This window comes from Bradyrhizobium sp. WBOS08 (assembly GCF_024585125.1).
In the GTDB taxonomy this organism is placed as follows: Bacteria; Pseudomonadota; Alphaproteobacteria; order Rhizobiales; family Xanthobacteraceae; genus Bradyrhizobium; species Bradyrhizobium japonicum_B.
This window is the reverse complement of sequence record NZ_CP028988.1, coordinates 6,101,137-6,127,559: the sequence shown is the minus strand read 5'-3', so window position 1 is coordinate 6,127,559 and position 26,423 is coordinate 6,101,137. Positions and strand designations below refer to the sequence as shown.

The 26,423-nt window shown below is 65.3% G+C and carries 23 protein-coding genes; 15 read left to right on the top strand and 8 right to left on the bottom strand.

Annotated elements, in window-relative coordinates:
• The first annotated feature begins 136 nt into the window (after nucleotides 1-136).
• Together DCM80_RS28845 and mfd are read left to right on the top strand one after the other, a co-directional pair.
• Nucleotides 137-427: a succinate dehydrogenase assembly factor 2 gene (locus tag DCM80_RS28845; protein ID WP_257194797.1), complete on the top strand. Its 291-nt coding sequence runs from the start codon at nucleotides 137-139 to the stop codon at nucleotides 425-427.
• Nucleotides 424-3,942, top strand: a complete 3,519-nt coding sequence (mfd, locus tag DCM80_RS28840) for a transcription-repair coupling factor (protein WP_257194796.1) — start codon at nucleotides 424-426, stop codon at nucleotides 3,940-3,942. The genes DCM80_RS28845 and mfd overlap by 4 nt, the downstream gene beginning before the upstream one ends.
• A gap of 113 nt (nucleotides 3,943-4,055) precedes the next feature.
• Here the strand turns inward: mfd and DCM80_RS28835 are convergent, their stop codons facing one another.
• The 3 genes from DCM80_RS28835 to DCM80_RS28825 all read right to left on the bottom strand — a co-directional run bounded on the left by DCM80_RS28835 (nucleotide 4,056) and on the right by DCM80_RS28825 (nucleotide 8,734).
• The gene (locus DCM80_RS28835) at nucleotides 4,056-5,279 is read right to left on the bottom strand and encodes a GGDEF domain-containing protein (RefSeq protein WP_257194795.1); all 1,224 of its coding nucleotides are present in this window, start codon (nucleotides 5,277-5,279) and stop codon (nucleotides 4,056-4,058) included.
• Between the two features lie 85 nt (nucleotides 5,280-5,364).
• On the bottom strand, nucleotides 5,365-6,867 hold the full coding sequence (locus DCM80_RS28830) for a class I adenylate-forming enzyme family protein (RefSeq protein ID WP_257194794.1): 1,503 nt from the start codon (nucleotides 6,865-6,867) through the stop codon (nucleotides 5,365-5,367).
• Between the two features lie 4 nt (nucleotides 6,868-6,871).
• Complete coding sequence (locus DCM80_RS28825; protein WP_257194793.1) at nucleotides 6,872-8,734, bottom strand: extracellular solute-binding protein; 1,863 nt, start codon at nucleotides 8,732-8,734, stop codon at nucleotides 6,872-6,874.
• Nucleotides 8,735-8,994: 260 nt separating this feature from the next.
• On the opposite strand from DCM80_RS28825, the gene DCM80_RS28820 reads away from it, so the two are divergent.
• Complete coding sequence (locus DCM80_RS28820; RefSeq protein WP_257194792.1) at nucleotides 8,995-9,795, top strand: invasion associated locus B family protein; 801 nt, start codon at nucleotides 8,995-8,997, stop codon at nucleotides 9,793-9,795.
• 98 nt (nucleotides 9,796-9,893) lie between these two features.
• On the opposite strand, the gene hspQ is transcribed toward DCM80_RS28820, so the two are convergent.
• Nucleotides 9,894-10,226, bottom strand: coding sequence for a heat shock protein HspQ (hspQ, locus tag DCM80_RS28815; protein WP_028136346.1), 333 nt, complete (start codon nucleotides 10,224-10,226; stop codon nucleotides 9,894-9,896).
• A 106-nt stretch (nucleotides 10,227-10,332) separates the two neighbouring features.
• On the opposite strand from hspQ, the gene DCM80_RS28810 reads away from it, so the two are divergent.
• Entirely contained in the window at nucleotides 10,333-11,286 is a 954-nt protein-coding gene (locus DCM80_RS28810) for an AEC family transporter (protein ID WP_257179834.1), read from the top strand.
• A 22-nt stretch (nucleotides 11,287-11,308) separates the two neighbouring features.
• Here the strand turns inward: DCM80_RS28810 and DCM80_RS28805 are convergent, their stop codons facing one another.
• Nucleotides 11,309-12,493 carry a UbiH/UbiF family hydroxylase gene (locus DCM80_RS28805; RefSeq protein ID WP_257194790.1) on the bottom strand — a complete coding sequence of 395 codons (1,185 nt, stop codon included), beginning with the start codon at nucleotides 12,491-12,493 and terminating at the stop codon, nucleotides 11,309-11,311.
• 86 nt (nucleotides 12,494-12,579) lie between these two features.
• Here DCM80_RS28805 and pcsA point away from each other — a divergent pair, with 86 nt between their 5' ends.
• The 8 genes from pcsA to DCM80_RS28765 all read left to right on the top strand — a co-directional run bounded on the left by pcsA (nucleotide 12,580) and on the right by DCM80_RS28765 (nucleotide 19,674).
• Nucleotides 12,580-13,347 carry a phosphatidylcholine synthase gene (gene pcsA, locus DCM80_RS28800; protein WP_257194788.1) on the top strand — a complete coding sequence of 256 codons (768 nt, stop codon included), beginning with the start codon at nucleotides 12,580-12,582 and terminating at the stop codon, nucleotides 13,345-13,347.
• A complete protein-coding gene (locus DCM80_RS28795) occupies nucleotides 13,344-14,078 on the top strand; it encodes a TerC family protein (protein WP_257194787.1) in 735 nt (244 codons plus the stop codon). Before pcsA ends, DCM80_RS28795 begins: the two co-directional genes overlap by 4 nt.
• Before the next feature lie 76 nt (nucleotides 14,079-14,154).
• Nucleotides 14,155-15,129 (top strand): quinone oxidoreductase, encoded by a 975-nt coding sequence (locus DCM80_RS28790; RefSeq protein WP_257194786.1) that lies wholly within the window; start codon nucleotides 14,155-14,157, stop codon nucleotides 15,127-15,129.
• Nucleotides 15,130-15,536: 407 nt separating this feature from the next.
• Nucleotides 15,537-15,914 (top strand): hypothetical protein, encoded by a 378-nt coding sequence (locus DCM80_RS28785; protein WP_257194785.1) that lies wholly within the window; start codon nucleotides 15,537-15,539, stop codon nucleotides 15,912-15,914.
• The gene (locus DCM80_RS28780; protein ID WP_257194784.1) at nucleotides 15,911-16,174 is read left to right on the top strand and encodes a DUF5985 family protein; all 264 of its coding nucleotides are present in this window, start codon (nucleotides 15,911-15,913) and stop codon (nucleotides 16,172-16,174) included. Before DCM80_RS28785 ends, DCM80_RS28780 begins: the two co-directional genes overlap by 4 nt.
• On the top strand, nucleotides 16,171-16,440 hold the full coding sequence (locus tag DCM80_RS28775) for a DUF5985 family protein (RefSeq protein WP_257194782.1): 270 nt from the start codon (nucleotides 16,171-16,173) through the stop codon (nucleotides 16,438-16,440). Before DCM80_RS28780 ends, DCM80_RS28775 begins: the two co-directional genes overlap by 4 nt.
• A gap of 4 nt (nucleotides 16,441-16,444) precedes the next feature.
• Entirely contained in the window at nucleotides 16,445-18,730 is a 2,286-nt protein-coding gene (locus DCM80_RS28770; protein ID WP_257194781.1) for a trehalose-6-phosphate synthase, read from the top strand.
• Between the two features lie 128 nt (nucleotides 18,731-18,858).
• Nucleotides 18,859-19,674 (top strand): Crp/Fnr family transcriptional regulator, encoded by an 816-nt coding sequence (locus DCM80_RS28765; protein WP_257194780.1) that lies wholly within the window; start codon nucleotides 18,859-18,861, stop codon nucleotides 19,672-19,674.
• Nucleotides 19,675-19,748: 74 nt separating this feature from the next.
• On the opposite strand, the gene DCM80_RS28760 is transcribed toward DCM80_RS28765, so the two are convergent.
• Nucleotides 19,749-20,939 (bottom strand): acetylornithine transaminase, encoded by a 1,191-nt coding sequence (locus DCM80_RS28760; RefSeq protein ID WP_257194778.1) that lies wholly within the window; start codon nucleotides 20,937-20,939, stop codon nucleotides 19,749-19,751.
• A gap of 267 nt (nucleotides 20,940-21,206) precedes the next feature.
• Nucleotides 21,207-21,845, bottom strand: a complete 639-nt coding sequence (locus DCM80_RS28755; RefSeq protein WP_257194777.1) for a hypothetical protein — start codon at nucleotides 21,843-21,845, stop codon at nucleotides 21,207-21,209.
• 336 nt (nucleotides 21,846-22,181) lie between these two features.
• Between DCM80_RS28755 and DCM80_RS28750 the strand changes: the two genes are divergently transcribed.
• Entirely contained in the window at nucleotides 22,182-23,123 is a 942-nt protein-coding gene (locus DCM80_RS28750) for a hypothetical protein (RefSeq protein WP_257194776.1), read from the top strand.
• Between the two features lie 96 nt (nucleotides 23,124-23,219).
• Here the strand turns inward: DCM80_RS28750 and rimO are convergent, their stop codons facing one another.
• On the bottom strand, nucleotides 23,220-24,545 hold the full coding sequence (rimO, locus tag DCM80_RS28745) for a 30S ribosomal protein S12 methylthiotransferase RimO (protein ID WP_257194775.1): 1,326 nt from the start codon (nucleotides 24,543-24,545) through the stop codon (nucleotides 23,220-23,222).
• A gap of 111 nt (nucleotides 24,546-24,656) precedes the next feature.
• Here rimO and DCM80_RS28740 point away from each other — a divergent pair, with 111 nt between their 5' ends.
• On the top strand, nucleotides 24,657-25,247 hold the full coding sequence (locus DCM80_RS28740; RefSeq protein ID WP_135167097.1) for an ANTAR domain-containing response regulator: 591 nt from the start codon (nucleotides 24,657-24,659) through the stop codon (nucleotides 25,245-25,247).
• Entirely contained in the window at nucleotides 25,244-26,407 is a 1,164-nt protein-coding gene (locus DCM80_RS28735; RefSeq protein ID WP_257194774.1) for a CmpA/NrtA family ABC transporter substrate-binding protein, read from the top strand. Before DCM80_RS28740 ends, DCM80_RS28735 begins: the two co-directional genes overlap by 4 nt.
• The last annotated feature ends 16 nt before the right edge of the window (nucleotides 26,408-26,423 follow it).

Sequence of the window (26,423 nt, the reverse complement as noted above, 5' to 3'; positions counted from 1 at the left end):
GGCATCCACGTCTTTTTTCGTACCCTGCGCCGGCTGTCGGGCCATGCCAAATCGAGGGCTGACACGGCCACCCCGAGTGGCTATATCACCCCGGCCCGGCACGTCCGGGCTTTCTGCGTTTGACTGGATTTGAGACATGACGGGAACGACACGATCGAGCAGCGGGCTGGACGATCGCCGCAAGCGGCTTTTGTTCCGTTGCTGGCACCGCGGCACGCGCGAGATGGACCTGATCCTCGGCCGCTTCGCGGATGCCGAGATCGGCAACCTGTCTGATGACGAACTGACGCAGCTCGAGACGCTGCTCGATGTCAACGATCCCGATCTCTATGCCGCCATCACCGCCGACAAGGTGCTGCCGGCCAGCGTCACCGGCGCTCTGTTTGCCCGCATCAAGGCCTTCCCGATCCCGGAACGCGACGCATGAAGCAGGGAATGAAATCGCCAGCCGAGCTGCTTGCGCCGGGCCGGGCGCTGACGCTTGCCAATGTCGCGGAAGGCGCCGAAGGCCTCGTCGTCTCCGATCTGGCCCGGGCCATCGCGGCGCGGCCGAAAAAGCCGGCCGTCAGCCTTGCCGTGGTCTGCCGCGATGGTCCGCGCATGCAGCAGCTCGAACGCGCGCTGCAATTCTTCGCCCCCGATCTGCCTGTTCTGACCTTCCCGGCCTGGGACTGCCAGCCCTATGACCGCGTCTCGCCGCATGGCGGCATTCTGGCGCAACGCCTGACGACTTTGGCCCGGCTTGCCTCGCTCACCGGGAGCGACAAGCCGCTGATCGTGCTGACCACGGTGAATGCCGCCGTGCAGCGCGTGCCCGCGCGCGAGCTGGTCGCGGCGCAGGCGCTGTCGGTGGCCCCCGGCAATGTCGTTCCGATGGACACCATCGTCGCCTGGCTCGAGCACAACGGCTACAACCGCTCCTCGACCGTGCGCGAGCCCGGCGAATATGCCGTGCGCGGCGGAATCCTCGATCTGTTTCCGGCCGGCCTCGAGCAGCCGGTCCGCTTCGATTTCTTCGGCGACAGCCTGGAATCGATCCGCTCCTTCGATGCCGAGACCCAGCGCACGCTGCTCGACATGCGCGCGCTCGACCTCGTGCCGGTCTCGGAATTCCAGCTGGTCACCGATACCATCCGCCGCTTTCGCATGGGCTACGTCGCCGAGTTCGGCGCGCCCGAGCGCGACGATGCGCTGTATGAGGCGGTCAGCGAAGGCCGCCGCCATCCCGGCATGGAGCACTGGCTGCCGCTGTTCCAGGACCGCATGGACACGCTGTTCGACTATCTGCAAGGCGCGCCGATCGCGATCGAGCCGCAGGCCGAGGACGCCGTGCGCGAGCGCTTCAAGCAGATCCAGGACTATTACGAGGCCCGGCGCGACGCGATGGAGCATCCCGCCGGCGGCGCGATCTACAAGCCGCTGCCGCCGGACCGGCTCTATCTCACGGGCGAGGAATGGACCAGGCGCGAGAGCGAGATGCCGCTGGTGCGGTTGACGCAGTTCTCGGTTCCGGCCGACGGGACGAGTGTCCTCGACGCCGGTGCGCGCAAGGGCCGCGACTTCGCGCCGGAGCGCAACGATGCCAAAGTCAACGTATTCGAATCCGTGGTCGGGCACGTCATGGCGCTGCAGGCCCAGCGCAAGAAGGTGGTGATCGCGCTGTGGAGCGAAGGCTCGCGCGACCGCATGGCCTCGATGCTGCGCGACCACAAGCTGGCCCATACCACCAGCGTCAATTCCTGGCGCACCGTGCAGGCGACGCCGCGCAACGAGACCATGCTCGCGGTGCTCGGCCTCGAAAGCGGTTTCGAGACCGACGAGATCGCTGTCATCAGCGAGCAGGACATCCTCGGCGACCGCCTGGTGCGGCCGCGCAAGGCCAGCCGCAAGCTCGACAATTTCATCTCGGAGGTGACGAGCCTTGCCGCCGGCGACATCGTCGTCCACGTCGACCACGGCATCGGCCGCTTCATCGGCCTGCAGACGCTGGATGTCGCCGGCGCGCCGCACGACTGCCTCGAGCTGCATTATGCCGCAGAGACGAAGCTGTTCCTGCCGGTCGAGAACATCGAGCTGCTGTCGCGCTACGGCTCCGACCAGACCAGTGTCGAGCTGGATCGGCTGGGCGGCGGCGGCTGGCAGACCCGCAAGGCCAAGCTGAAGAACCGCATCCGCGAGATCGCCGGCGAATTGATCAAGATCGCGGCCGCGCGCCATCTGCACGAGGCGCCCAAGCTCCCGGTGCAGCCCGGTCTCTACGACGAGTTCTGCGCGCGCTTCCCCTATGACGAGACCGAGGACCAGCTGGGGGCCATCGAAGCCACGCTGAAGGACCTCGAACTCGGCCGCCCCATGGACCGCCTGATCTGCGGCGACGTCGGCTTCGGCAAGACCGAGGTGGCCTTGCGCGCGGCGTTTGCCGTGGCGCTCGAAGGCAAGCAGGTCGCGGTCGTGGTGCCGACCACGCTGCTGGCGCGCCAGCACGCCAAGACCTTCACTGAGCGCTTCAAGGGCGTCCCGGTCAACGTGGCGCAGGCTTCGCGCCTGATCCCGACCAAGGAGCTGAACCAGGTCAAGAAGGGCATCGCCGACGGTTCGGTCGATATCGTCGTCGGCACCCACGCGCTGCTCGGCAAGGCGATCAAGTTCCGCGACCTCGGCCTCGTGATCGTCGACGAGGAGCAGCACTTTGGCGTGACCCACAAGGAGCGGCTCAAGGCGCTCCGCTCCGAGGTGCACGTGCTGACGCTGTCGGCGACGCCGATCCCGCGCACGCTGCAACTGGCGCTCACCGGCGTGCGCGAGCTCTCGATCATCGCCTCGCCCCCGGTGGACCGGCTCGCGGTGCGCACCTTCGTCGCTCCCCACGATCCGCTGATGATCCGCGAGGCCTTGCTGCGCGAGCGCTATCGCGGCGGCCAGGCGTTCTACGTCGTGCCGCGCATCGACGACCTCGCCGAGGTCAAGGACTTCCTCGACAAGAACGTGCCGGAGATGAAGGTCGCGGTCGCGCACGGCCAGATGCCGCCCGCGGTGATCGAGGACATCATGACCGCGTTCTACGACGGCAAGTTCGACATTCTCTTGTCGACCACGATCGTGGAATCCGGCCTCGATATTCCCAACGCCAACACGCTGATCGTGCATCGCGCCGACATGTTCGGCCTCGCCCAGCTCTATCAGCTGCGCGGCCGCGTCGGCCGCTCCAAGCTGCGCGCCTATGCGCTGTTCACGCTGCCGGCGCAGCAGAAGATCACGGCGCAGGCCGAGCGCCGGCTCACCGTGCTGCAATCGCTGGAGACGCTGGGCGCCGGCTTCCAGCTCGCTTCCCACGACCTCGACATCCGCGGCGCCGGCAACCTGCTCGGCGAGGAGCAGTCGGGCCACATCAAGGAGGTCGGCTTCGAGCTCTATCAGTCGATGCTGGAGGAGGCGATCGTCAACCTCAAGGCCGGCGTCTCCGAGCCCGCCGCCGACCGCTGGTCGCCGCAGATCACCATCGGCATGCCCGTGCTGATTCCGGAGGACTATGTCGGCGATCTCTCGGTGCGGCTATCGCTGTACCGGCGTCTCGCCGATCTCGACACCGAGGAGGAGATCGAGAATTTCGGCGCCGAGATGCGCGATCGCTTCGGCGTGCTGCCGGACGAGGTGCGCTATTTGTTCAAGGTCGCCGCGATCAAGGCGTTCTGCCGCAGGGCCAATGTCGAGAAGATCGACGCCGGCCCGAAGGGCGCCGTCATCGTCTTCCGCGACAATTCCTTCGCCCATCCCGACCGCCTCGTCAGCTTCATCCGCAGCTACGGCCAGGCCGCCAAGGTGCGGCCCGACATGAAGGTCGTGTTCCTGCAGGATTGGGAGACGCCGGAAGAGCGGCTTGCGGGCACGACGGAGATCATGCGGCAGTTGGCGCAGCTCGCGGAGAGCAAGAAGGCGGCGTAGACGGTGCCGTAGGGTGGGCAAAGCGAAGCGTGCCCACGAATTCTGTCGTCAAGGAAAGCTGGTGGGCACGGCGCAAGTGCGCCTTTGCCCACCCAACAGCAGCGAGGTTGTAGCTACGATGCCGCCCTTGACGCATCCGCCGACAGCCGGGCCAGCAGCGACCTTGCCGTATCCGAGGGCGACAGCGAGTCCACGCTGACGACGGGGTCGCTGCGCATCTCGTGCTTGCCGTTGGAGGTATGCCGCATCACCGCCGACAGACGCCGCGCGATCATATGGGCCGTGCGGAAGTCGGTCTCCGCGAACACGACGATGACCGACCCGTCCCTCTGCGCCACACCGAAATCCATCTGCCGCATCAGGCGGCTGAGGATGCGCGCGGCGTCGAGCTGGGCGCGGGAATTGCCGGGATCGAAGGCGAAACGCGCGACGGACAGACCGCCGCCGCGGGCCAGCGCCTGCTCGACCGCCTTGGCAAAATCACGGGCGAAGGCTTCCGCCGTGAGCAGGCCGCTGCGCGGATCGAGCCAGCCGCCGGCATCGATCGAGCGCAGCGTGCGGCTCAATTGGGCTTCCATCGCGTGCTGGCGGATCAGGGGTAACGCGTTGGCCGCGACCTTGGCCGGCTCGCCCGGGATCAGCTCGAGATTGGGCAAATCGTAGGTCTGCGTCAGCTGGTGCACGGTGACGATGACCGGCAGGCTGCGGAAGCGGGTGTCCTCGGCGAGCACCGTGAGAAAGGCGTCGGTGACGCGCGCGGTAAAACCCTCGGCGAGGACCACGCCGTCGAGGTCGCGGGTGTTGAGGTGCTTCGCGGCGGCCTCGATCGAGAGCGCGCCGACGACACCGACGCGTTCGCCGAGCGCGACCGACAATGCGGGGTAGCCCGCGCCGCGGCCGATCAGGAGCACGGTGGCATCGCGGGCGGGATCACCTTGCGGCAGAACGACTTTCACCTCGGGCAGCCGGCGCAGCACGGTGGCATGGAGCGTGCGCACGCGCAGCGCGGCGCGAAGCCGTGCGATCAGGCGGTCGGGGTTGCCGCCCCTCGAGGAGAAGGGCAGGGCGTTGTGAGGCAGCGTGCCCGCCGCATCCACGACGACGAACGGAAGGTAGGGCGATTGGTCGGCGATCTTCCTGGAGAGTGCGGCCATATGCGGCTCATGTCCGCCATGCATCGCAGCGAGAATGGCCGCCGGCTGCACCTCTTCGACCGCGCGTGCCGCACCGGCCCAGTCGGTATCGACCACGGGAAACAGCCGGGCCTCGTCCAGCGCGCCAACGAACGGCGGCCGATCGGCATTGGACACAAAGAGGATCGGGCCCGCCTGGGACATTCGAAAGCTCTGATCACGCAACAGATGCCGCGCAATCTAGTTCGGCCGCCTTAATGCGGCGTCAACGCATCAGGCGAAACTGCGCCTAGACCGGCCCGGAGCGATCGCGAAAAGCTTCGACCATCAGAGGGTTAAGCCCGAGCTCGCTGAGCGCCTCGCGGGCGCGGGCGTTGTCCTGGGCGCGTCCGGCGAGCCTGTGGCCGGAGAGGCGGTCGGGCAGCGCGGTGAGGAGGGCGCCCTGGCCGAGCCGGCGGGCCCATTCCTGCAAATCGTTGGAGAGGAAACGGTAGCCGCCGACGGCCATGATGCCGGAGGGCGGCGCGGTGATGCAGATTGCACCACTCGGGCGGTCGATCCGCGCGGCATAGCCGGTGTCGACATAGTCGCGCGGCGGCTGCGCCGTCAGGGTCTCCCCGACCGGCTGCGGCGGGGCGTAGGCCGCGATCGGTACCATCGCGCCGCGCAGGCCGAGCGTGCCCTTCGGCGTCAGCAGGATCTCGCCGGCGATGGAGGAGCCGGATTGCTCGCGCGGGGCGCCGTGCGGCCCGGGCATCACCGCGACCGGCATGCCGTCCTCGCCGCGGCGGGCGCCGAACAGGCCGGCCTCGCCAAACAGATAGACGTCGGTCAGCGGCGCATGCGGGGCGATCCAGGCATCACTCGCGGCGACCTGCTCGGGCGCGCGCCACAGGCCGATGACGTTGCGCAAGGACGGCATCCGCGCCGCGAGGTCGGAATCGCCGAGCCGCAAGGCCAGTTGCGCCGGCGCGATCAGCACCTCGCAATCATGCTCGTTGATCTGCTGCTCCAGCACCTCGACCTCGAAGGGATGATGCAGCGCCAGGGCGCCGCCGGAGAGCAGCCAAACCGCGAGCGAGGAGGCGAGGCCGGCGAACGACATCGGCGCGAACGCCGCCATCAATGTCGCACCCTGCCGGATGTCGGCTTCCAGCGACATCGCGAGCCCGCCGGCGATCAGGCTGAAATGCGGCCGCGGCACCGGACGAAAGCCTTCCGCGGTGACGTCGAAGGAGATCATCGCCGCCTTGCGGCCGTCCTGGATCACGGCGCGCGTGGTGCCGGGCGGGCGGGCCAGCACCTCGTCGAGCGAGGCCATGCCTTCGGGCAGGTCTTCTCCGAAGCCGCAGACGTGACGGATCGAGAAGGCTTCGGCGGCCGCATGCATCGCGAGGTCGGCATAGCTGGTGCCGTCGACCTTGCTCATGGTGACGATGGCACGGGCCGCGGTGCGGTTGAGCGCCGCGGTTAGTTCCGCATGACGCCAGAGCAGCGGCAGCACGGCGACGACGAGGCCGGCGCGATGGGCGGCGAGCACCGTCAGCACGAACTCGACCGTGTTGGGCAGCTGGATCGCGATGACGGAATTGGCCGGCAGGCCCGATTCGACGAAATGTGCCGACAGCGCCTCGATGGCGGTGTCGGCCTCGGCATAGGTCATCCGCCGCGGCTGGTGCCCGGTGATGCGCGCCTTGTTGAGGGGATCGAGCAACGCGGTCGCATGCGGCTGCCGGATCAGCGTGCGCTGAAACAGCGTGTCGAGCGTCGGCGATACGGCTGGCTGGTTCACGGCGTCACTTTGCTTCAGTGCCTTGCTTCTGCCCCTTCGCCCACCAGGTCTCCGGCAAATAGCCCGAGAGCGAGGTGGCCTTGGGCCGTTCTATCCGATTCCAGCGCGCGATCCATTGCTCGGATACGTTAAACAGGGGGATTGTGTAGAAGCCCGAGATCAGAGCGCGGTCGAGCGCCCGCACCGAGGAGACGAAATCCGTATGTTCACGGGCCTCGAGCAGGGCGGCGATCATGGCATCGACCGCCGGATCCCTGGCGCCCATGTAGTTGCGGGTCCCCGGATTGTCCGCGGCCGCGCTGCCCCAGTAGAAATATTGCTCGTTGCCGGGTGAAAGCGACTGGTCCCAGCGGTTCTGGATCATGTCGAACTCGTAAGCGAGCCGGCGCTGATCGAACTGCACGGGATCGACCGAGCGCACGCTCGGCTCGATGCCGGCGCGCTTGAGGTCGCGCTGGAAGGCGAGCGCGATGCGCTCCTGGTCGCGGGTCGTCACCATGATCTCGAAGCTGAAGGGCGCCTTGGTCGCGCGATTGCGCAGCACGGTGCCGTCGAGATCGTAGCCGGCCTCCGACAACAGCTTCAGCGCGGCGCGCAGCGTCGTGCGGTCGCGGCCCGAACCGTCGGTCGCGGGAAGACGGTAGCTGCCATCCATGATGTCGGGCGGAATCCGTGCGGCGAACGGCTTGAGCAACTCGCGTTCGCGCGCATCCGCCGGCCGGCCATAGGCCGAGAGCTCTGAGCCGGCGAAGTAGCCGGCGACGCGCGAATAGAGCCCGAAGAAGTAATTGCGGTTGACCAGCTCGAAATCGAACAGCAGCGTCAGCGCCTGGCGCACGCGGATGTCGGCGAAGATCGGGCGGCGCGTGTTGAACACCAGGAATTCGGAGGGCTGCGGCACGCCCGGCTTGGCGGTGTCGCGGACCACATCGCCGCTTCTGACGGCCGGAAAGTCGTAGCCGTCGTGCCAGCGCAGCGGTTCGTGCTCGACGCGGAAATCGTAGAGGCCGCGCTTGAAAGCTTCGAACTGGCCGTTGGCCTCGCGAAAATAGTCGAGCCGGATCTCGTCGAAATTGTAGAGCCCGCGGTTGATGGGCAGATCGCGGCCCCAATAATCGGGATTGCGGGTCAGCGTCACGCTGGCCCCTGCCTTCACCGCTGTGACGCGGTAGGGGCCGGAGCCAATCGGGCTCGTCAGCGTCGTCTCCTCGAAGCTTGCGAGGTCGACCGCATGCTTCGGCAGGATCGGCATCAGGCCGAGGATCAGCGGCAGCTCGCGATCGTTGGCGCCGGCGAGGTCGAAGCGGACGGTGAGGGGATCGAGCGCCTCGGCCTTGACCACCTTGGTGTAATATTGCCGGTGGTTCGGCCGGCCGTGGTCGCGGAGCAACTGCCAGGAGAACAGCACGTCCTCGGCCGCGACCGGCTTGCCGTCGGAGAATCGGGCGCGTGGATCGAGACGGAACGTGACGAAGCTCCGCTCGTCATTGGTTTCGACGCTCCTGGCGAGCAGGCCATAGAGCGTGAACGGCTCGTCATGGCCGCGCGCGAGCAGGCTCTCGACCACGTAGCTGCGCATCTGCTGCACGGCCAGCCCCTTGACGATGAAGGGGTTGAGGCTGTCGAAGGTCCCGAGCATGCCCCAGGTCAGGCGACCGCCCTTGGGCGCATCCGGGTTGACGTAGGGCATATGGGCGAAGTCGGCCGGCATCGCCGGCTTGCCGTGCATGGCGATGGCATGGGCGTCCTCGGCCCGTGCCGCGCCCATCGACACTCCGTCATCCAAGCCGAGGACAAGGGCAGAGGCCAGGCCCAGGACGCCAAGGCGGACACCGAGTCCCTCGAAAAGGCGTTGGAACATGAACATCGGCACAGGTTGATTCGAGGACGGCGTACCCCGAATCCTATCACAGGGAGTTTCCCCGGACGCAGCCGCGGATGTGGCCAAAGGCGCTTGTCGGCATTGATCTTTTCGTCGGCCACGTTAAGAAGGCACCCGATCGCGCAAGAGCGTCGAGCCCGTCACTTATCCGCCTCAATTGACGGGGAGAGAGCCGCGCCCAAGGCGGCCAGGTTCGGCGCTTCGGAGCGGTTCGGGCACTTCCCGTTCAGAAAGGGTTTTCCGCAATGAATTTCCGTTACTTGGCCGCGTCCGTCCGGCCGCGCGGGCGAATTCTCGCCTTGTTGACGGCGACGGCGTTGGCCGTCCCGTTCACCGCTGAGGCCCAGACTCCCGCTCCGGCTCCCGGCGCGCCCGCGCCCAAGGCGGCCCCGAAAGCTGCCCCTCCGAAGGCCGCCCCGAAGGCTCCGGCCCCGGCATCCCCGCAGGCTCAGCAGCCGCCGGCCCAAGGCGGCCAGCAGGGCGCGGCGCAGCCGGCCGATCAGCAGATCCAGCTGATCTATGCCCCCTGGACCAAGTTCTGCCTCAAGGGCCAGGACGCCAACGCCAAGCAGGTCTGCTTCACCGGCAAGGACGGCCGCATCGAATCGGGCCAGCCGGTCATCGCCGCCGTGATCATCGAACCGGAAGGCGAGCCCAAGAAGATCCTGCGCGTGACACTGCCGCTCGGCATGCAGCTCGTCCACGGCACCCGGATCATCGTGGACAACAACGCGCCGCTGCAGCAGCCCTATGTGATCTGCTTCCAGAACGGCTGCATGTCGGACTACGAAGCCACGCCCGAGCTCATCAACAACATGAAGAAGGGCCAGAATCTCGTTGTGCAGGCGATTAACGCCAATGGCGCGCCGCTGACCCTGCCGCTGCCGCTCGCCGGCGAATTCCAGAAGGCCTATGACGGTCCGCCGACCGATCCGAAGGTGTTCGAGGAAACCCAGAAGAAGCTTCAGGAAGAGCTTCAGAAAAAGGCCGAAGAGCAGCGCAAGAAGCTCGAGCAGCAGGGCACGCCGCCGGCTGGTCAGAAGTAATCGGGATCAATCCCGGACATGAAGACATGAAAAAGGCGCTCGTCTCGAGCGCCTTTTTTTGTCGGTCGCCCTGTTTGTCGATCGCCTGTCGGAGCGACTCAATTCAGGGACGGATTGCGCGGGCGGTAGCCGCCATCCTTGTTCTTGATGAAGATCTCGGCGACCTGGGAATGCCGGACCGGCTCGCCGGACTCGTCCGGCAGCAGGTTCTGCTCGGAGACATAGGCGACGTATTCCGACTCAGCGTTCTCCGCGAGCAGGTGATAGAACGGCTGGTCCTTGTGGGGCCGCACCTCCTCGGGGATCGACAGCCACCACTCCTCGGTGTTGTTGAATTCCGGATCGATGTCGAAGATGACGCCCCGGAACGAGAAGATCCGGTGGCGCACGACCTGTCCGATCTGGAATTTGGCGGTCCGCGCTTTAATCATTCCCCGTCGATAGACCAGGATTGTGGCCGATGCTAGTGGCCTGATCTGGAATTGGCGTTCACTTGAGGGGGAGATAACCCCCAAGTCTTCAGAAAACACTTCATCAATGGTCGATATCCTCAATCTAGCGCTACCTTATTTCGGCTTGATCTTCGTCGGTTTCGCATGCGGCAAGGTCAAATCCCTGCCGGAATCAGGCCTCGCCTGGATGAACTTCTTCCTGCTCTACGTGTCGCTGCCGGCGCTGCTGTTCGCGATCATGTCCAAGACGCCGTTCTCGGAATTGAACAATCCGCCGTTCCTGATCGCGACCACGCTGTCCACGGTCGCCGCGTTCACCCTAGCGCTGGTCGTGGGCAAGGTTTTCGGCCGGCTGACATTGCGCGAGGCGACGCTTGCCGGCCTGTCCGGCGGCTACGGCAATATCGGCTATATGGGGCCGGGGCTGGCGCTCGCCGTGCTCGGCAGCAAGGCTGCGGCGCCGACGGCACTGATCTTCTGCTGCGACAGCATCTTCCTGTTCACCGTCGTGCCGCTCCTGATCGAGCTGTCCGACCGTGATCATCCCTCGATCGTGCACGCCTTCGGCGTGGTGCTGAAGCAGATCGTGCTCAACCCGCTGATCATGTCGGCCTGCTTCGGCGCGGCCGTCGCAGCCCTTCATATCGAGATACCCGTCGCGCTCGATCGCACCATCACCTTCCTGCAGAACGCGGCGGCCCCGACCGCGCTGTTCGTGCTCGGTGTGACCGTGGCGCTGCGCCCGTTCGACCGCGTCCCATGGGAGGTGCCGGGTGTGGTCGCGATCAAGCTGTTATTCCATCCGCTCGCGGCGTTTGGCCTGATGCTGGCGTTCGGGCCGTTCGCGCAGCCTTGGGCCGCCACCGCCGTGCTGATGGCCTCGCTGCCGCCGGCGCTGAACGTGTTCGTGATCGCCCGGCAGAACGATGCCTGGATCGAATCCGCCTCCGTCGCCGTGCTGCTCGGGACCTTCGCGTCCGTGGTCACGCTGACCAGCGTGATGTGGGCGATCCAGACGGGGCGGCTGGCGTTTCCGTAGGGGGCCTTACCGTCCGCCAAAACTACCTTCGCCAGGTCGGCGTCAGGCCCTCGCGCATCGCAAAGCGCCGAAGCGGGCCGATGGCGCCGAGCAGGTGCATGCCGGCGGCGCGGACCGGCTGCAGCGGCAGGAAATCGTTCAGCAGGGAGCGGTTGGCGATGTCGATCGCAAACGTGCGACTCAGGATGTCCGGACGCCGCGCCCGGTCGTAGCGCGTCAGCACCTCGTCCGCGCCGGCATCCTGGCCCGCGGCGACCGCTTCCCCGGCAAGCCGCGCGATGTCCGCGGCATCGCGCAGGCCGAGATTGAGGCCCTGGGCGCCGATCGGGGGAACCACGTGGGCGGCTTCGCCGACTAGGGCGATCCGGTCGCGGCCGAAGGATTTTGGACGTTCGATCGCCAGCGGGAACAGGTTGCGTCCGGGCTCCACGCTCATCCGTCCCAGGATCGAATGTGACTGCTTCTCGACCGCTGCGGACAGCCCGGCGTCATCGAGGCTCCGCAGCCGCTCGGCCTCGGCCGGAGCCGAGACCCAGACGACGCTGGAGCGGTCGCCGGGCAGGGGCACGAACACGCACGGACCGTGCGGCGTATGGAACTCGGTCGAGACGTTGCGATGCGGCCTGGTGTGGCCGACGTTGAAGGTCAGCGCGGTCTGGTTGAGCTCGCGCCGCGTCACGTCGATGCGGGCAGCCTCCCGGCACAGCGAATGCCGGCCGTCGGCACCGACCACGAGGCGGGCCGTGAGAAATTGTGCGGAGGCCGTCCGGATGGCGACGTCGTCGGCCTCGATGACGATGCTCTCGGCCTCGTCGTCGAAACGGACGAGATTGGGCAGCTCGGCCGCACGCTCTTCCAGCGCCAGCATCAGCGAGCGGTTGTCGATGTTGTGGCCGAAGGCATCCAGCGCGATTTCGTGACAGGAGAACCGGACCTCCGGCGCGCGGAACAGCCGGCCGGTGTCGTCGACGAGGCGCATGACCTCGAGCGCGGCGGCCTTGTCCCTGCAGCGCGACCAGACGTCGAGCGTCTCCAGGAGGTCGACGGAGGCACCGAGCAATGCGGTGGTGCGATTGTCGGCGTAGGGAGCGCGGCGCGCCACCAATGCAGTCCGGGCCCCCGCCTGTGCCAGCGCGATCGCCGCGGCAAGTCCCGCCGGCCCGCCGCCGATCACGGCGGTGTCATAAAGTGTCGAGGCGTCTGTCATGAAACGACACATGACACGCCCCGCGGCAAATTCAAGCCCACTGATGGTGTCCCATGTCGTGGCCAATTATGCGACGGCGCGCCGCAATGGCGGATGTGCAAATCGACCTCATTCTGATAGCAGAAGCCATGGATAGCCAAGAGGATTCCCTGAAGCCCACGCCCGCGATCCGCGCCGCGGCCTTCTCGGTGCACATCTTCACCGCGTTCGGCGCGGCGATCGCGCTGCTGGCGATGCTGGAGGCCGTGCGCGAGCACTGGGCGGCAATGTTTCAATGGCTGGGCGTCGCCCTGATCATCGACGCGATCGACGGTCCGATCGCGCGCCGGCTCGACGTCAAGAACGTGCAGCCGAACTGGTCGGGCGACGTGCTCGATCTCGTGGTCGACTTCGTCACCTATGTGTTCGTGCCGGCCTATGCGATCGTGGCCAGCGGCCTGTTGCTGCCCGTCGCGGCTCCCTTGCTCGGCGTCGCCATCATCGTCACCAGCGCCTTATATTTCGCCGATTTGCGCATGAAGGCGGACGACAATCATTTCCGTGGCTTCCCGGCGCTGTGGAATGCGGCGGCGTTTTACCTGTTCCTGCTGCACTGGCCGCCGCTGTGGTCGACGCTGCTGGTGACCGCTCTGGTCGTGCTGACCTTCGTGCCGTTTCACGTGCTGCACCCGGTCCGCGTCGTGCGGCTGCGCTGGCTGACGATGTCGCTGATCGCGATCTGGGCGGTGCTCGCCCTCTACGTGCTGGAGATGGACTTTCGCGTCGGTACCGGCGTCACCATCGTGCTCTGCGCCATCGCGCTCTGGATCAGCTTCAGCGATGCCTTGATACGATTGGTGCGATCCTTCGCATGACCGACCTCATCACCAGCCCCGAAGCCTGGGCCGCGCTGTTCACCTTGACGGCGCTCGAGATCGTGCTCGGCATCGACAACGTCATCTTCATCTCGGTGCTCGTCTCGCGCCTTCCCGAGCAGCAGGCGCACCGCGCCCGCCAGATCGGCCTCGCGCTGGCGCTTGTCTTCCGCCTCATCCTGCTCAGCCTGCTGGTCTGGCTGATCGGTCTGACCGCGCCGGTGTTCTCGGTTGCGGGGCAGGCTTTCTCCTGGCGCGACCTGATCCTGATCGGCGGCGGCCTGTTCTTGATCGCCAAGGCGACGCATGAGATTCACGGTGAGGTCGAGTCCGATCACGGCCGGAGCGAGAACAAGTCCACAGGCAGCGCCTTCTTCTGGGTGATTGTCCAGATCATCGTCGTCGACCTCGTGTTCTCCCTGGATTCGATCATCACCGCGATCGGCATGGCGGAGGACATCCGGATCATGGTCGCGGCGGTCGTGATTGCCTGCGCGGTCATGTACGTTTCGGCGGGTCCGGTGGCGCGCTTCGTCGCGGAGCATCCGACCACGAAGATGCTCGCGCTCGCCTTCCTGGTGCTGATCGGCGTCGCGCTGGTCGCGGACGGATTCCAGTTCCACATTCCCCGCGGCTATGTCTACTTCGCGATCGCGTTCTCGGCGGCGGTCGAATTCTTCAACGTGCTGGCCAGGCGCAATCGCAAGAGGTCCGGCACGCCGTCGGTTTAGGCGTTTCAGCTGCATCGAGTTGACAAGGCGGGCGCGATGTCTTTCGCTTGCGCCTTGGAGAACAGGAGGTCAGGCGATGACCAAAGCGGTCCGTGTGCACAAGGTCGGGGGGCCCGAGGCTCTGGTTTATGAGAGCGTCGATGTGCCGGCGCCCGGGCCCGGCGAGGTGCGGATCCGCCAGCGCGCGGTTGGCCTGAACTTCATCGACGTCTATTACCGCACCGGTCTCTACAAGGCGCCCGGGCTACCCTTCATCGCCGGCAACGAGGCCTCGGGCGAGGTGGTCGCGGTCGGGCCCGGCGTCACGAACTTTCATCCCGGTGACCGCGTCGCCTATTATCACAATCTCGGCGCTTATACCGGCGAGCGCAACATCCCCTGGGAGAAGCTGGTCAAGCTGCCCGACCACATCACCTACGAGCAGGGTGCGGTGCTGATGCTGAAGGGGCTGACCGTCTGGTATCTCCTGCACAAAACCTTCAAGGTCGAGCCGCATCACCGCGTGCTGGTCCATGCCGCCGCCGGCGGCATCGGCCTGCTCGCCTGCCAGTGGGCGAGGGCGCTCGGCGCCCACGTCATCGGCACGGTCGGCTCGCGCGAGAAGGCCGAGCTCGCCGAGGCCAACGGCTGCGACCACGTCATCCTCTACAACGAGGAGGATTTCGTCGCGCGCGTCAAGCAGATCAGCCGCAACGAGGGCTGCGACGTCGTCTATGACGGCGTCGGCAAGGCGACCTTCCCGGGCTCGCTGTCCTGCCTGAAGCCGCGCGGCATGTTCGTCTCGTTCGGCAACGCCTCGGGTCCGGTGCCGCCGTTCGCGATCGCCGAGCTCAACAATCACGGCTCGCTGTTCGCGACACGGCCGAAGCTCAACGATTACGTCGGCACGCGCAAGGAGCTGCTTGAAGGCGCCGACACGCTGTTTGCCGCCGTCATCAACGGCAAGCTGCACGTGCCGATCAACCACGCCTACGCGCTCAAGGACGCTGCGAAGGCGCATATCGATCTCGAAAGCCGCAAGACCACGGGCGCCTCGATCCTGAAGCCCTGACAAGCGGGAACCGAAAGCGCTAGGCTGGCCGAATTCTCGGTACGGTATCGAACCAATCGCACCGTACTCCCGATTGCGCCCACCTTCGCAGCGCATCACGTTCTGGGGCCGCCACGATTCGATCGTGGTTGTGGCGATGGAATGTTGACCGTCTGCTTGGGGGCAAGATGTCAAAAACAGCGAAAGTCGAATTCAGGCACCCGGAGGCGCATTGCGCAGCCTGTGCGGCGAGGACGCCACATCTGCACGAACGACGCGCGGTGGCAGGACGGATGGTGGTGCGATCGGTTTGTCTGGCGTGCAATACCGAGAGACCAAGCACGACGGCAGGAACCAGTCTCGGGACCGTCGACGGGTGCGCTCGTGAAACGTCTTAGGTCACGGCATGTAGTGCTCGTACCCTCGCTATGGCAGATCAGTACGTCTCTGACGAATTGCGCGGCTTCATTTTGGAGCGGATCGATTCCGTGGCACAGATCGAAGCGCTTCTTCTCATTCGTTCCGATCCCCGGTCGCAGTGGAGCGCTACCCGGCTAGCGGAGCGGCTCTACATCAGCAAGACCGAAGCCGCAGAGGCCTTGAGCCGTCTTTGCGCGTCCGAACTGTTGTCCTGCGTCGATGACATCTACCGCCTCGAAGGCGTGCCCGAGCAGAATCGGGCGCTGATTGAACAGCTCGTGGAGGTGTACTCGCGTCATCTCATTCCCGTCACGAACATCGTGCATTCGAAGCCTCACCGGATCGGCTCCTTCGCCGACGCCTTCAAGTTCCGGAAGGGGTCATGACGCTGGCTTCCTTCATCTACGGGCTGTGCGCGGCGACGTCGGCGGTTTGTGCGGCGATGCTGCTCGGCGCCTACCGTCTGAAAAAATACCGGCTGCTGCTGTGGAGCGGCCTGTGCTTTGTCGGACTCGCGGTCAACAACGTGATCCTTGTGCTCGACAAGGTGATATTGCCCGATATCGACCTCTCGTCGCTGCGTTTGCTGGTTGCGCTGATCGCAATGACCGTGCTTCTCTATGGATTGATTTGGGACACCGAATGATTGCGAACAATCTGTCGACGGTCCTCTCCGGTGCGGTGGCGATGGCTTCGTTCGCTACGACGCTCTTCTTCGTGAAGTTCTGGCGTCAGACTTCCGATGTGTTCTTCCTGCTGTTCGCCCTGGCTTTCGCGATCGATACCGTCAGCCGTGCTGCGCTCGGGCTCACTCACGTTTCCAACGAGGTTGAACCGGTGTTCTACCTGCTGAGGCTTGCAATGTTTGCGCTGATCATCGCTGCAATCACGGTCAAGAACCGGTCGCGCTGAAGTCATGCCCTTCCGGTTCAGGGATCTTCTCCGCTTCGGCATCTTCGGCGTCGCCGTTGCTCTGATCGTTGCGTTCGGTATCTCACCGTTCACGGGAGGAATTGTTCAGCAATGGTCGCGTAGCGACGTCGAGGCGCGGTCGCGACTCGTATTCAATACGATCCGGCCCTTTCTCGATCGTGACATCGAGAATCAATCCTGGGATCGGCTGGGCGACCTGTTCGGACGCGTGGCGCAGGACAAGAAGATCCTGGCGGTTGGTTTCTGTAGCCACGCGGGAGCGCTGATTGCGGCGACGCCCGACATGCCCGCGAGTTTCGGCTGCGACAAGATCGCAAAATCCGAGAACGAAAGCTTCTCCGACATCGCCGGCGGCGGACGGCGAGTTCTCGTTGCGGCATTTCCGGTCGGCGGCACCAAGGATCGCTCATACCTCGTCATCTTGACCGACCTGAGCTTTGCGAGCGCGCGCTCCAGCCAAGTGGTGGCGTACTTGCTCGCCTCCCTGGCCGGCGTCGTGTTGGTGCTGACGGTCGGCACGATCATCTTTGCCATCTTCATGCTGCGCAGCTGGATGAGTTCGCTCAGACGCGCGGTCGACGACGTGCGCCTGGGCAGGTCGGGCAATCGGTTGCCGGCGAGCAGATCTGCCATTGACCGTGAAATCCACAAGCTGCTCCGGCGGGCTGACGACTTTACCCTGACGCACCAGATCGACTGGACTCCGAAGGCAGTTCAGGAACTGCTTCACGGCGTATTGCCGGGCGCCGAGGTGATGATCGTATCGAACCGGGAGCCGTACATCCACAACCAGACGGATGACGGCATTGTCGTGCAGCGGCCGGCGAGTGGACTCGTTACGGCATTGGAGCCGATCATGCGAGCCTGCGGCGGCACCTGGATCGCCCACGGCAGCGGGAGCGCGGACCGGGAGACGGTCGATGCGAACGACAGGATCAGGGTCCCGGAAGGCGCGCCGGCCTATGCATTGCGCCGCATCTGGATCTCCGAGGCCGAGCAGGACGGCTACTATTATGGCTTTTCCAACGAGGGACTGTGGCCGCTATGTCATATCGTGTTCGTGCGACCATCTTTCCGGATTGACGATTGGCGAACGTATCAGCAGATCAATCAGCGCTTCGCGGATGCCGTCGTTTCCGAGGCGCGAACCGAGGACCCGGTCGTCCTGGTGCAGGACTACCATTTCGCCCTCGTTCCGAGGATGATCCGCCAGCGGCTGCCGAAAGCGACGATTATTTCGTTCTGGCACATTCCCTGGCCCAACGCCGAGACGTTCAGCATTTGCCCGTGGCGGCGAGAGATCATCGAGGGCATGCTTGGGAGCACCATCCTCGGGTTTCACACCCAGTTCCACTGCAACAACTTCGTCGAGTGCGTCGATCGTTTCGTGGAGAGCCGGATCGATCGTGAGGTGCAGGCCGTCACCCTTGGCGGTCACGAGACGAAGATTCGCGCCTATCCGATCTCGATCGAATGGCCGCCTAGCGCGCTGGCAGGTGTGCCCGCCCAGAATGAGTGCCGGGCGGACGTTTTGAAGACGTTCGACCTCACCGCAGATACCAAGCTGATCGTCGGGATCGAGCGCTTCGACTACACCAAGGGCATCCCCGACCGCATGAAGGCGATCGACGCGCTTCTGACCCGTGATCCGTCCTGGGAAGGGCGAATTGCCTTCATTCAGGTCGCGGCCCCGACACGCAGCAAGCTCGACACCTATTCTCGGCTGCAATCCGAAGCCGAAAGCCTCGCGGAGGCGATCAATGCCCGCCATGGAGCAAGACAAGCGCCCATTCGGCTGGTCGCACGGCATTATGAATCGACCGACGTGTTCAAGCTGTTTCGTGCCGCCGACGTCTGCGTCGTCAGCAGTCTGCACGACGGCATGAACCTCGTCGCAAAGGAATTCGTCAGCTCCCGCGACGACAACGCCGGTGTGCTGGTTCTCTCGAGCTTCACCGGGGCCTCGCGCGAGATGTCGGAAGCATTGATCGTCAATCCCTACGACACCGAGGAGCTCGCCGCGGCCATCAAGCGCGCGATGACCATGCCTCTCGAGGAGCAGATCGAGCGGATGAAGCTGATGCGGCAGCAGGTCAAGGAAAACAACGTCTATCGTTGGGCCGGCACCATGCTGGTCGATGCCGCGCGAAGTCGTACGCGCGAGCGAATTGTCGCCTTGACCGAATCCGGCGAGAGCGCGCATTCGACGGGAGCGGAGGTGCGGATGGTCTGGTCGCCGTCGTCGAACAAGAAGCAAGCCGGCGGTTGATGCGTGCTCCCGGCACGACGGGCAGTTCACCCGTCGCAGTTCCACCTCTGACGCCTGCGCTACTATGTCACAATGCAGCGTGGCGATCGAAGGCTAGTTTCGTCTCGATACCGAGAGTTGCTTCGATCTTGGAGGCGACCATCGTGCCGATCGCAGTTCGAAGGCCTGTGCTGGGGATGGTCGATTCAGTGATGCCGAAACCTGTCCGCGGTGCCAGTGCGGCGCCGTTTACAGTTCAGAACACCGTTCTGGCGACCTTGTCCGAGGCGGAGTTCGCTTTGATGCGGCCGCACCTGAAAACCGTCCCGCTGAAGCGAAACGAGATTCTTCAGGATGCGTTGCGCTATCCGGATGCCGCCTACTTCATCGAATCCGGCGTCGTCTCGCGCCTGGTCCGAACCGCCAAGGACGGACCGGTCGAGGTGGCGGTCGTCGGCAAATTCGGATTTGTCGGCGTGTCACTGGTGCTCGGTACGATGCAGACGGTTCAGCGAAGCGTGGTCCGTGTTCCCGGCAGTGCGCTTCGCATCGAAGCCGGCGCGTTTCGCAACATTCTGCAGCAAAGCCCCGCGATACGCGAGCATCTGCTCAGATACGTGCAGTTGCTGATCGCGCTCAATGCGCAGATTGCCTTGTGCAATGCCAGGCACGAAATCTCCGAACGTGCGGCTCGATGGATACTGCTCGCCCAGGATCGCATCGGGGACGATCGCGTTCCGGTGACGCATGGGATGATTGCGTCGGCTCTCGGCGTAAGGCGGCCGGGGGTGTCGAAGGCACTGTCGGACTTCCAGGCGCAAGGCATCATCGAAGGCTCCCGTGGCGCCATTCGAATCCGGGACATCGCCGGTTTGCGTCAGCAAGCCTGCGAATGCGAAAGAATCGTGAAGGATCGCTTTCGCATCTTTCGCGACATGCCTCATCACCATCATCGTGTCATGTAATACGGCTCGCCAGTGCTCGAAGAAGCGGCCGAGGCCGCCGCGCGTTGTGCGCGGCAGCCGTGATCAGACCAGTGTTACGCCACTCGCCGTGCCGCGCCGGCCTTGGTCAGGATCCCGTCGAGACAATCGATCATCTCGGCGATCTCGCTCCGCGTGACGTTCAACGCCGGCATGAAGCGCAGGGTGTCGAGCTGCGGCGCGTTGAGCAGCACGCCGGCCTCGAACGCCTGCGCGACGATGCCCGGCGCGATCGGCAGCTTGAGGTCGAGCGCGAGCAGCAGGCCGCGTCCGCGCACGCCGCCGAGGCCGTGCCGGGCCGAGACCCTCTGCAGCTCGCTTTCCAGCAAGAGGCCGGTCTCGGCGACCTGTTTGAGGAAGTCGGGCTTCTTGACCTCCTCGAGCACCGCAAGGCCCGCCGCGCACATGATCGGGTTGCCATTGAACGTGCCACCCTGGTCGCCGTGCTCGAAGCAGGAGGCGCGTTCGGTCGCGAGCAGGGCCGCGAGCGGCACGCCGCCGCCGATGCCCTTGCCGAGCGTCATGATGTCGGGCGCGATGCCGGTGTGCTCGTAGTGGAAGAGTTTTCCGGTCCGGCCCATGCCGGTCTGGATCTCGTCGAAGATGAGCAGAAGGCCGTGCGCCTCGGTCAGCGCGCGCAGCTGCTGCAGGAACGCATCGGTTGCCGGCCAGACGCCCGATTCACCCTGGATCGGCTCCAGCATCACGGCGACGGTGTTGTCGTTGATCAGGCTCTCGACCGAGGCGATGTCGTTGAGCTTGGCCTTCTTGAAGCCGGCGACCTTCGGCTCGAACAGCGGCTCGAACGCTTTCTTGCCCGAGGCCGACATCGTCGCGAGCGTCCTGCCGTGGAAGCCGCCTTCGAAGCTGATGATCTCGAACGCGCCGCCCTTGTGCAGACTGCCATATTTGCGCGCGAGCTTGATCGCGCCTTCGTTGGCTTCGGCGCCGGAATTGGCGAAGAACACCTGGTCGAAAGCGCTGGCCCCGACCAGCGCCTCGGCGAGCTTCAAGCTCGGCTCATTGTAGAAGGCCGGGCTCGGCGTCAACAGCCGTTTCGCCTGCGAAGCCAGCGCATCGGCGACCGCCGGCGGGGAATGACCGAGGCAGTTGACGGCCCAGCCCTGCACGAAGTCGAGATAGCGCTTGCGGCCGTCGTCCCAGAGATAGGAGCCGGCGCCGCGGACGAACACGGCTTTCGGCCTGGCGGTGATGTCCATCAGCGCGTCGTACGGATGCGTCGTCATGTCGAACTCCTCTGGAGGCGGGTGGAAAACGGGCGCAGAAAGCAGAAAGGCCGCACCTTGCGGGTGCGGCCTTCTCGAAAACTTCGGCTGAATTCTAGTGGTTCAGCGGCGTCGTCGGACATGGCGCACCCTCTCGTCGTCGCGGGAGCGACGGCGGAGCATATCGGTGCGCTGGTTGGTCCGGTTGATCATGGGGCGCGGCAATACATGCCAATGCCGGGGCTTGTCAAGCGGGCGTTCTGCTGACACCCGCCCGGCGTATATCGGTCAGGTCAGGTGAGCGGCTCCCTCGGCGTCCTCGTCGCCCCAATCGGCGTCCGCGATCGCGGTGTCGATCAGCTCACCGCGCATCAGCTTGAGCGGCGATTTCCAGTACAGCGCGATGTTGTGGAACGGGTCGGTCAGCACCTTGAATGCCCAGACCAGACCGGTCGTGACGTCGCGGGTGGCGAAGAGCTGGAGCATGCGGGCAAGGCCGCCGCCGATGCCGATCGCGAGCCAGAGCGTGCCGACGTGCCGGATGAAGTCGAGACGGCCGGCGGGCGGATCGAAAAGTCCCAACAGCGTCGGATCGACATACAGCGCGATCGGCGCGCTGCCCCAGACCAGCAGCAGCACGATCTTGCGGGTCTGATTGTAGCCGACCTTGATCGCTTCCTTGTAGTCGTTGCTGACGTCGTTGACGGCGTCGTAGCCGTTCGGCTCGAAGAAGAAATGCCCGGTCTGCCGCGTCAGCATCGCAAGCCAGCCGACGATGCCGGCGAGCGCGGGGTCTACGAACAGCAGCCCGTAGCAGAACAGGAAGATCACGGCGCTGAAGAGATGCAGCGTCTGGTTGACGGTGCTTTGATGGTAGAAGCGGTAATCGTCGAAGCGCTGCGTGCGCAGCATGCCCGAGAGGCTCATCCTCGTTCCTCGCTCGCGTTGAGAAGCGCGGGCAGAGTTAGGCCGAGTCGGTGACCTCTGCGTGAATGCACTATAGTGTCACAATACGCTCCGCTGGTAGCCGCGCGCGTCGCGCCGCGGCAATCGAGAGGGAGAAGCGTGCGAGCAAGGCCGATGCGGTCATCGGGGCGTGCATCGTCCGCTCCCGGATTCCGCTGGTTTCCCCCATTTCATTGTCTGGCCCCCAGAAACCATCGCCTTGCTGGCGCGTTTGTGATCGAGATACGCGAATTGGTTCGAACCGGATGCAACTCGGCTCAGACCAAGAGGGGCGGGACCAACGAAACAGTTTCAGCCTTGTCCGACACGTCTTATCCGATCGACCTCGACAGCATTCGCGGCGCATTTCCGCCGGGCATCGAAGCGCCTCCGCTGTTGGTCGACTTTGCCGGCTGGCTGGAGGGGCGGCCGTGGGGCAGCGTCGGCTGCTTTGCGCTGCAGGGCCAGTTCGCAGATCACGCGCCGATCATCGACGGTAGTCCCTTGCGGGACAGGTTTTCGCTGTTCATGCGGCTGCCGGATGGTTCGGCCGTCGGCGGCTGGTACGGCGCCGGTCTCGACCGCGACAATCCGCCGATCGTGGGGCTGGGATCGGAGGGCGCCTACGAATTACTGGCGCCGAGCCTCGACGGGCTGCTCGCCAAGCTGACGTCGCAGCAATTCGACGACACCTGGAGCGATCTGAAGCCGCATGACGAGGTCGAGGCTCAGACGGTCGAGCTCGCGCAATGGCTCGCCGGACGGCCGCATGGCGAGCCGGCGGCGGTCGAGGAGACTTCGGCGGAGCTGCCCGACTTCCGCGGTTTCATGGAGAAGTGGAGCCGGGAGCGCGAGGATTATTGGGCCAATCACCGGCTGATGGTCGAGCTCGGCTGGCGGCTGGCGGCGCATCTGCCCAAGGGCAAGAAGCCCTGGGACCAAACCCGCTTCGCGGTCGCGATCGTCGGCAAGCAGTACGAGGCACGCGTGCTCGCGCGCGGACCGCAGCCGTTCGAGGAAGCGGCTTCGATCGAATCCCTGCTGCGCGATCTGCGCGAGGAGATGCGCCGCGCGCAGCCCGAGCTCGGGCTGTGGTACGCGATGAATTTCGGCCTCCATGCGGACGGCCGCGTCATGCCGAGCTTCGCGTACGACGTCCGGCCAACCATCGACGGCGAGCCGGCGCTGCTGTCCGAAGCCAGGGCCGATCTGGCCCGTGCCCCGCGCCCGGAGCGCTGGGTGCCGAAATGGCTGGGCTAACGGCGTCATTGCGAGCGCAGCGAAGCAATCCAGACTGCCGCAACGGAGGGATTCTGGATTGCTTCGTCGCAAGGGCTCCTCGCAATGACGGGATCCTCAGAACCCCGCGACGCTGCCGTGCAGGTCGTATTGGTCTGCGCGCTCGATCTTGGCGGTGACGATCTCGCCCACGCGCAAGGGGCGGCGGCTCGTGAGGTACACGGCGCCGTCGATCTCCGGCGCATCGGCCTTGGAGCGGCCCTTGGCGACGGTCGGGCCGACCTCGTCGATGATGATCTGCTGGCGGGTGCCGACCTTGCGCTTCAGCCTGCGTGCCGAGATCTTCTGCTGGCGGGCCATCAGTGCGTTGTAGCGCTCCTGCTTGACCTCAGCGGGCACGGGGTTCTCGATCGCATTCGAGGTGGCGCCGGCCACCGGCTCGTATTTGAAGCAGCCGAGGCGATCGATCTCGGCTTCATCGAGCCAGTCGAGCAGATAGGCGAAGTCGGAATCGGTCTCGCCGGGGAAGCCGACGATGAAGGTCGAGCGCAGGGCGAGGTCAGGGCATTCCTGGCGCCAGCGCTTGATCCGCTCCAGCGTCTTGTCCTGCGCCGCCGGACGCTTCATCGCCTTGAGCACGCTGGGGCTCGCATGCTGGAACGGGATGTCCAGATAGGGCAGCACCTTGCCCTCGTTCATCAGCGCGATGACCTCGTCGACATGCGGATAGGGGTAGACATATTGCAGCCGGACCCAGGCGCCGAGCTCGCCGAGCTCGCGCGCGAGGTCGAGGAATTTGGCGCGGACCTGGCGATCCTTCCACGGGCTCTCGGCATATTTGAGATCGACGCCATAGGCCGAGGTGTCCTGCGAGATCACCAGCAGCTCCTTGACGCCGGCGCCGACCAGGCGCTCGGCCTCGCGCAGCACGTCATTGGCGGGGCGCGAGACGAGGTCGCCGCGCAGCTTCGGGATGATGCAGAAGGTGCAGCGGTTGTTGCAGCCTTCGGAGATCTTCAAATAGGCGTAGTGGCGCGGCGTCAGCTTGATGCCTTGCGGTGGCACCAGGTCCAGATGCGGATTGTGCGCGGGCGGCAGCGCGCGGTGCACGGCGTCGAGCACGCTCTCATATTGCTGCGGGCCGGTGATGGAGAGCACGCCGGGATAGGCCTGCTCGATCGCTTCCGGTTCCGCGCCCATGCAGCCGGTCACGATCACCTTGCCGTTCTCGGCCATGGCCTCGCCGATTGCCGAGAGCGATTCCTGCTTGGCGCTGTCGAGGAAGCCGCAGGTGTTGACGATGACGATGTCGGCCCCGTCGTGCTTGCGGGCGAGCTCATAGCCCTCCGCGCGCAGGCGCGTGATGATGCGCTCGGAATCCACCAATGCCTTGGGACACCCGAGCGACACGAAGCTGACCTTGGGCGCAGCCGCCTGATCCATATCCAAATCTGCCTGATTGACCGGCCTGAGCTAGTCCCAATTGCCCACAATTACAACCCTTTGCAGGGCGTTCCGGCGTGCTATGGATGAATCGCCTGCCGCGAGTGAGCCATGAGCGCCGAACAGTCGCCCAAAATCGTGATCGTCGACGAAAGCCCTGTCAGGGCCGCGATCCTGCAGGAGGGATTGCGGGAGGCCGGATTCACGCAGGTCGTCCATATCAGCGAGATGCAGAGCCTGCTGGCCCGTATTTATGCGGTCGATCCCGACATCATCCTGATCGATCTGGAGAACCCCAGCCGCGACGTGCTGGAGGCGATGTTCCAGGTCAGCCGCGCCGTGAAACGGCCGATCGCGATGTTCGTCGATCAGAGCGATTCCGCCTCGATCCAGGCCTCGGTCGAGGCGGGGGTGTCCGCCTACATCGTCGACGGGCTGAAGAAGGAGCGCATCAAACCGATCCTCGACCTCTGCGTGTCCCGCTTCAATGCCTTCGCCAAGCTCCAGGAGGAGCTCGAGCGCACCAAGTCGCAGCTCGAGGACCGCAAGATCATCGAACGTGCCAAGGGCATCCTGATGAAGGTGAAGGGCCTGACCGAGGACGAGGCCTATGTGCTGCTGCGCTCCACGGCGATGCGCGAGAAGAAGAAAATCGGTGAGATCGCGCAGTCGATCATCACCGCCTCGGAGATGCTGAAATGACCGCCCCCCTTCGCATCGGGTTCATTCCGCTGGTCGATGCCGCCGCGCTGATCGTCGCCGTCGACAAGGGCTTCACGGCCGCCGAAGGCCTCGACGTCGAGCTGGTGCGCGAGGTCTCCTGGTCCAACGTCCGCGACAAGCTCAATATCGGCCTGTTCGACGCCGCGCATCTGCTGGCGCCCGTGGCGATCGCGTCCTCGCTCGGGCTCGGCCATGTCAAGGTGCCGATCGCCGCGCCCTTCAATCTCGGCATCAACGGCAATGCGATCACGGTGTCGCCGGCGCTCCATACCGCCCTGATGGAGCAGATCGACGGCGACCGTTTCGATCCGATGGTGACGGCGAAAGCGCTGGCGAAGGTCGTTGCGATCAGGCGCAAGGAGGGGGCGGAGCCGCTGACCTTCGGCATGACCTTCCCGTTCTCGACCCACAATTATCAACTGCGGTTCTGGATGGCCGCGGCCGGCGTCGATCCCGACGAGGACGTGCGCCTCGTGGTGCTGCCGCCGCCCTATATGGTCGATAGCCTCGCCAATGGCCATGTCGACGCGTTCTGCGTCGGTGCGCCCTGGAATTCGATCGCGGTCGATCTCGGCATCGGTCACATCCTGCATTTCGTCTCCGACATCCTCGACCGCGCCGCCGAGAAGGTGCTGGCGGTTCGCCAGGTCTGGGCCGACAAGAATCCGGACGTGGTCGCCAGCCTGGTGCGCGCGGCGGTGAAGGCGGCCGAGTTCATTGAGAACCCTGCGAACCAGACCGAGGCGGCGCAGATCCTGGCGCAGCCCGAGCGGATCGGCGTCGATGCCGAAGTCATCCAGCGCACCCTGACCGGGCGCCTGAAGATTTCTCCTGACGGCACGTTCCGCGAAAGCGGCCGCTATCTCTTGGTCGGGCGGGAGGGCGCAGGGCGCCCCGATCCGGTGCAGGCGGCCTGGCTCTACGCGCAGATGGTGCGTTGGGGGCAGACGGCGCTCGCGCCGGAGGGCGTCAAGACGGCGATGGCCGTGTTCAGGCCCGATCTGTACGATGCGGCCCTCGGCAGGCAGCCGCCCGAGCAGCCTGCTGCGGCGTTCGGCGCCTTCGCCGGCCCGGTCTTCGATCCCGCCAACATCCGAGGGCACCTCGAGGCCTTCGCGGTTGGCCGGTGGCGGACCTGATTCGGTCTGCATCATT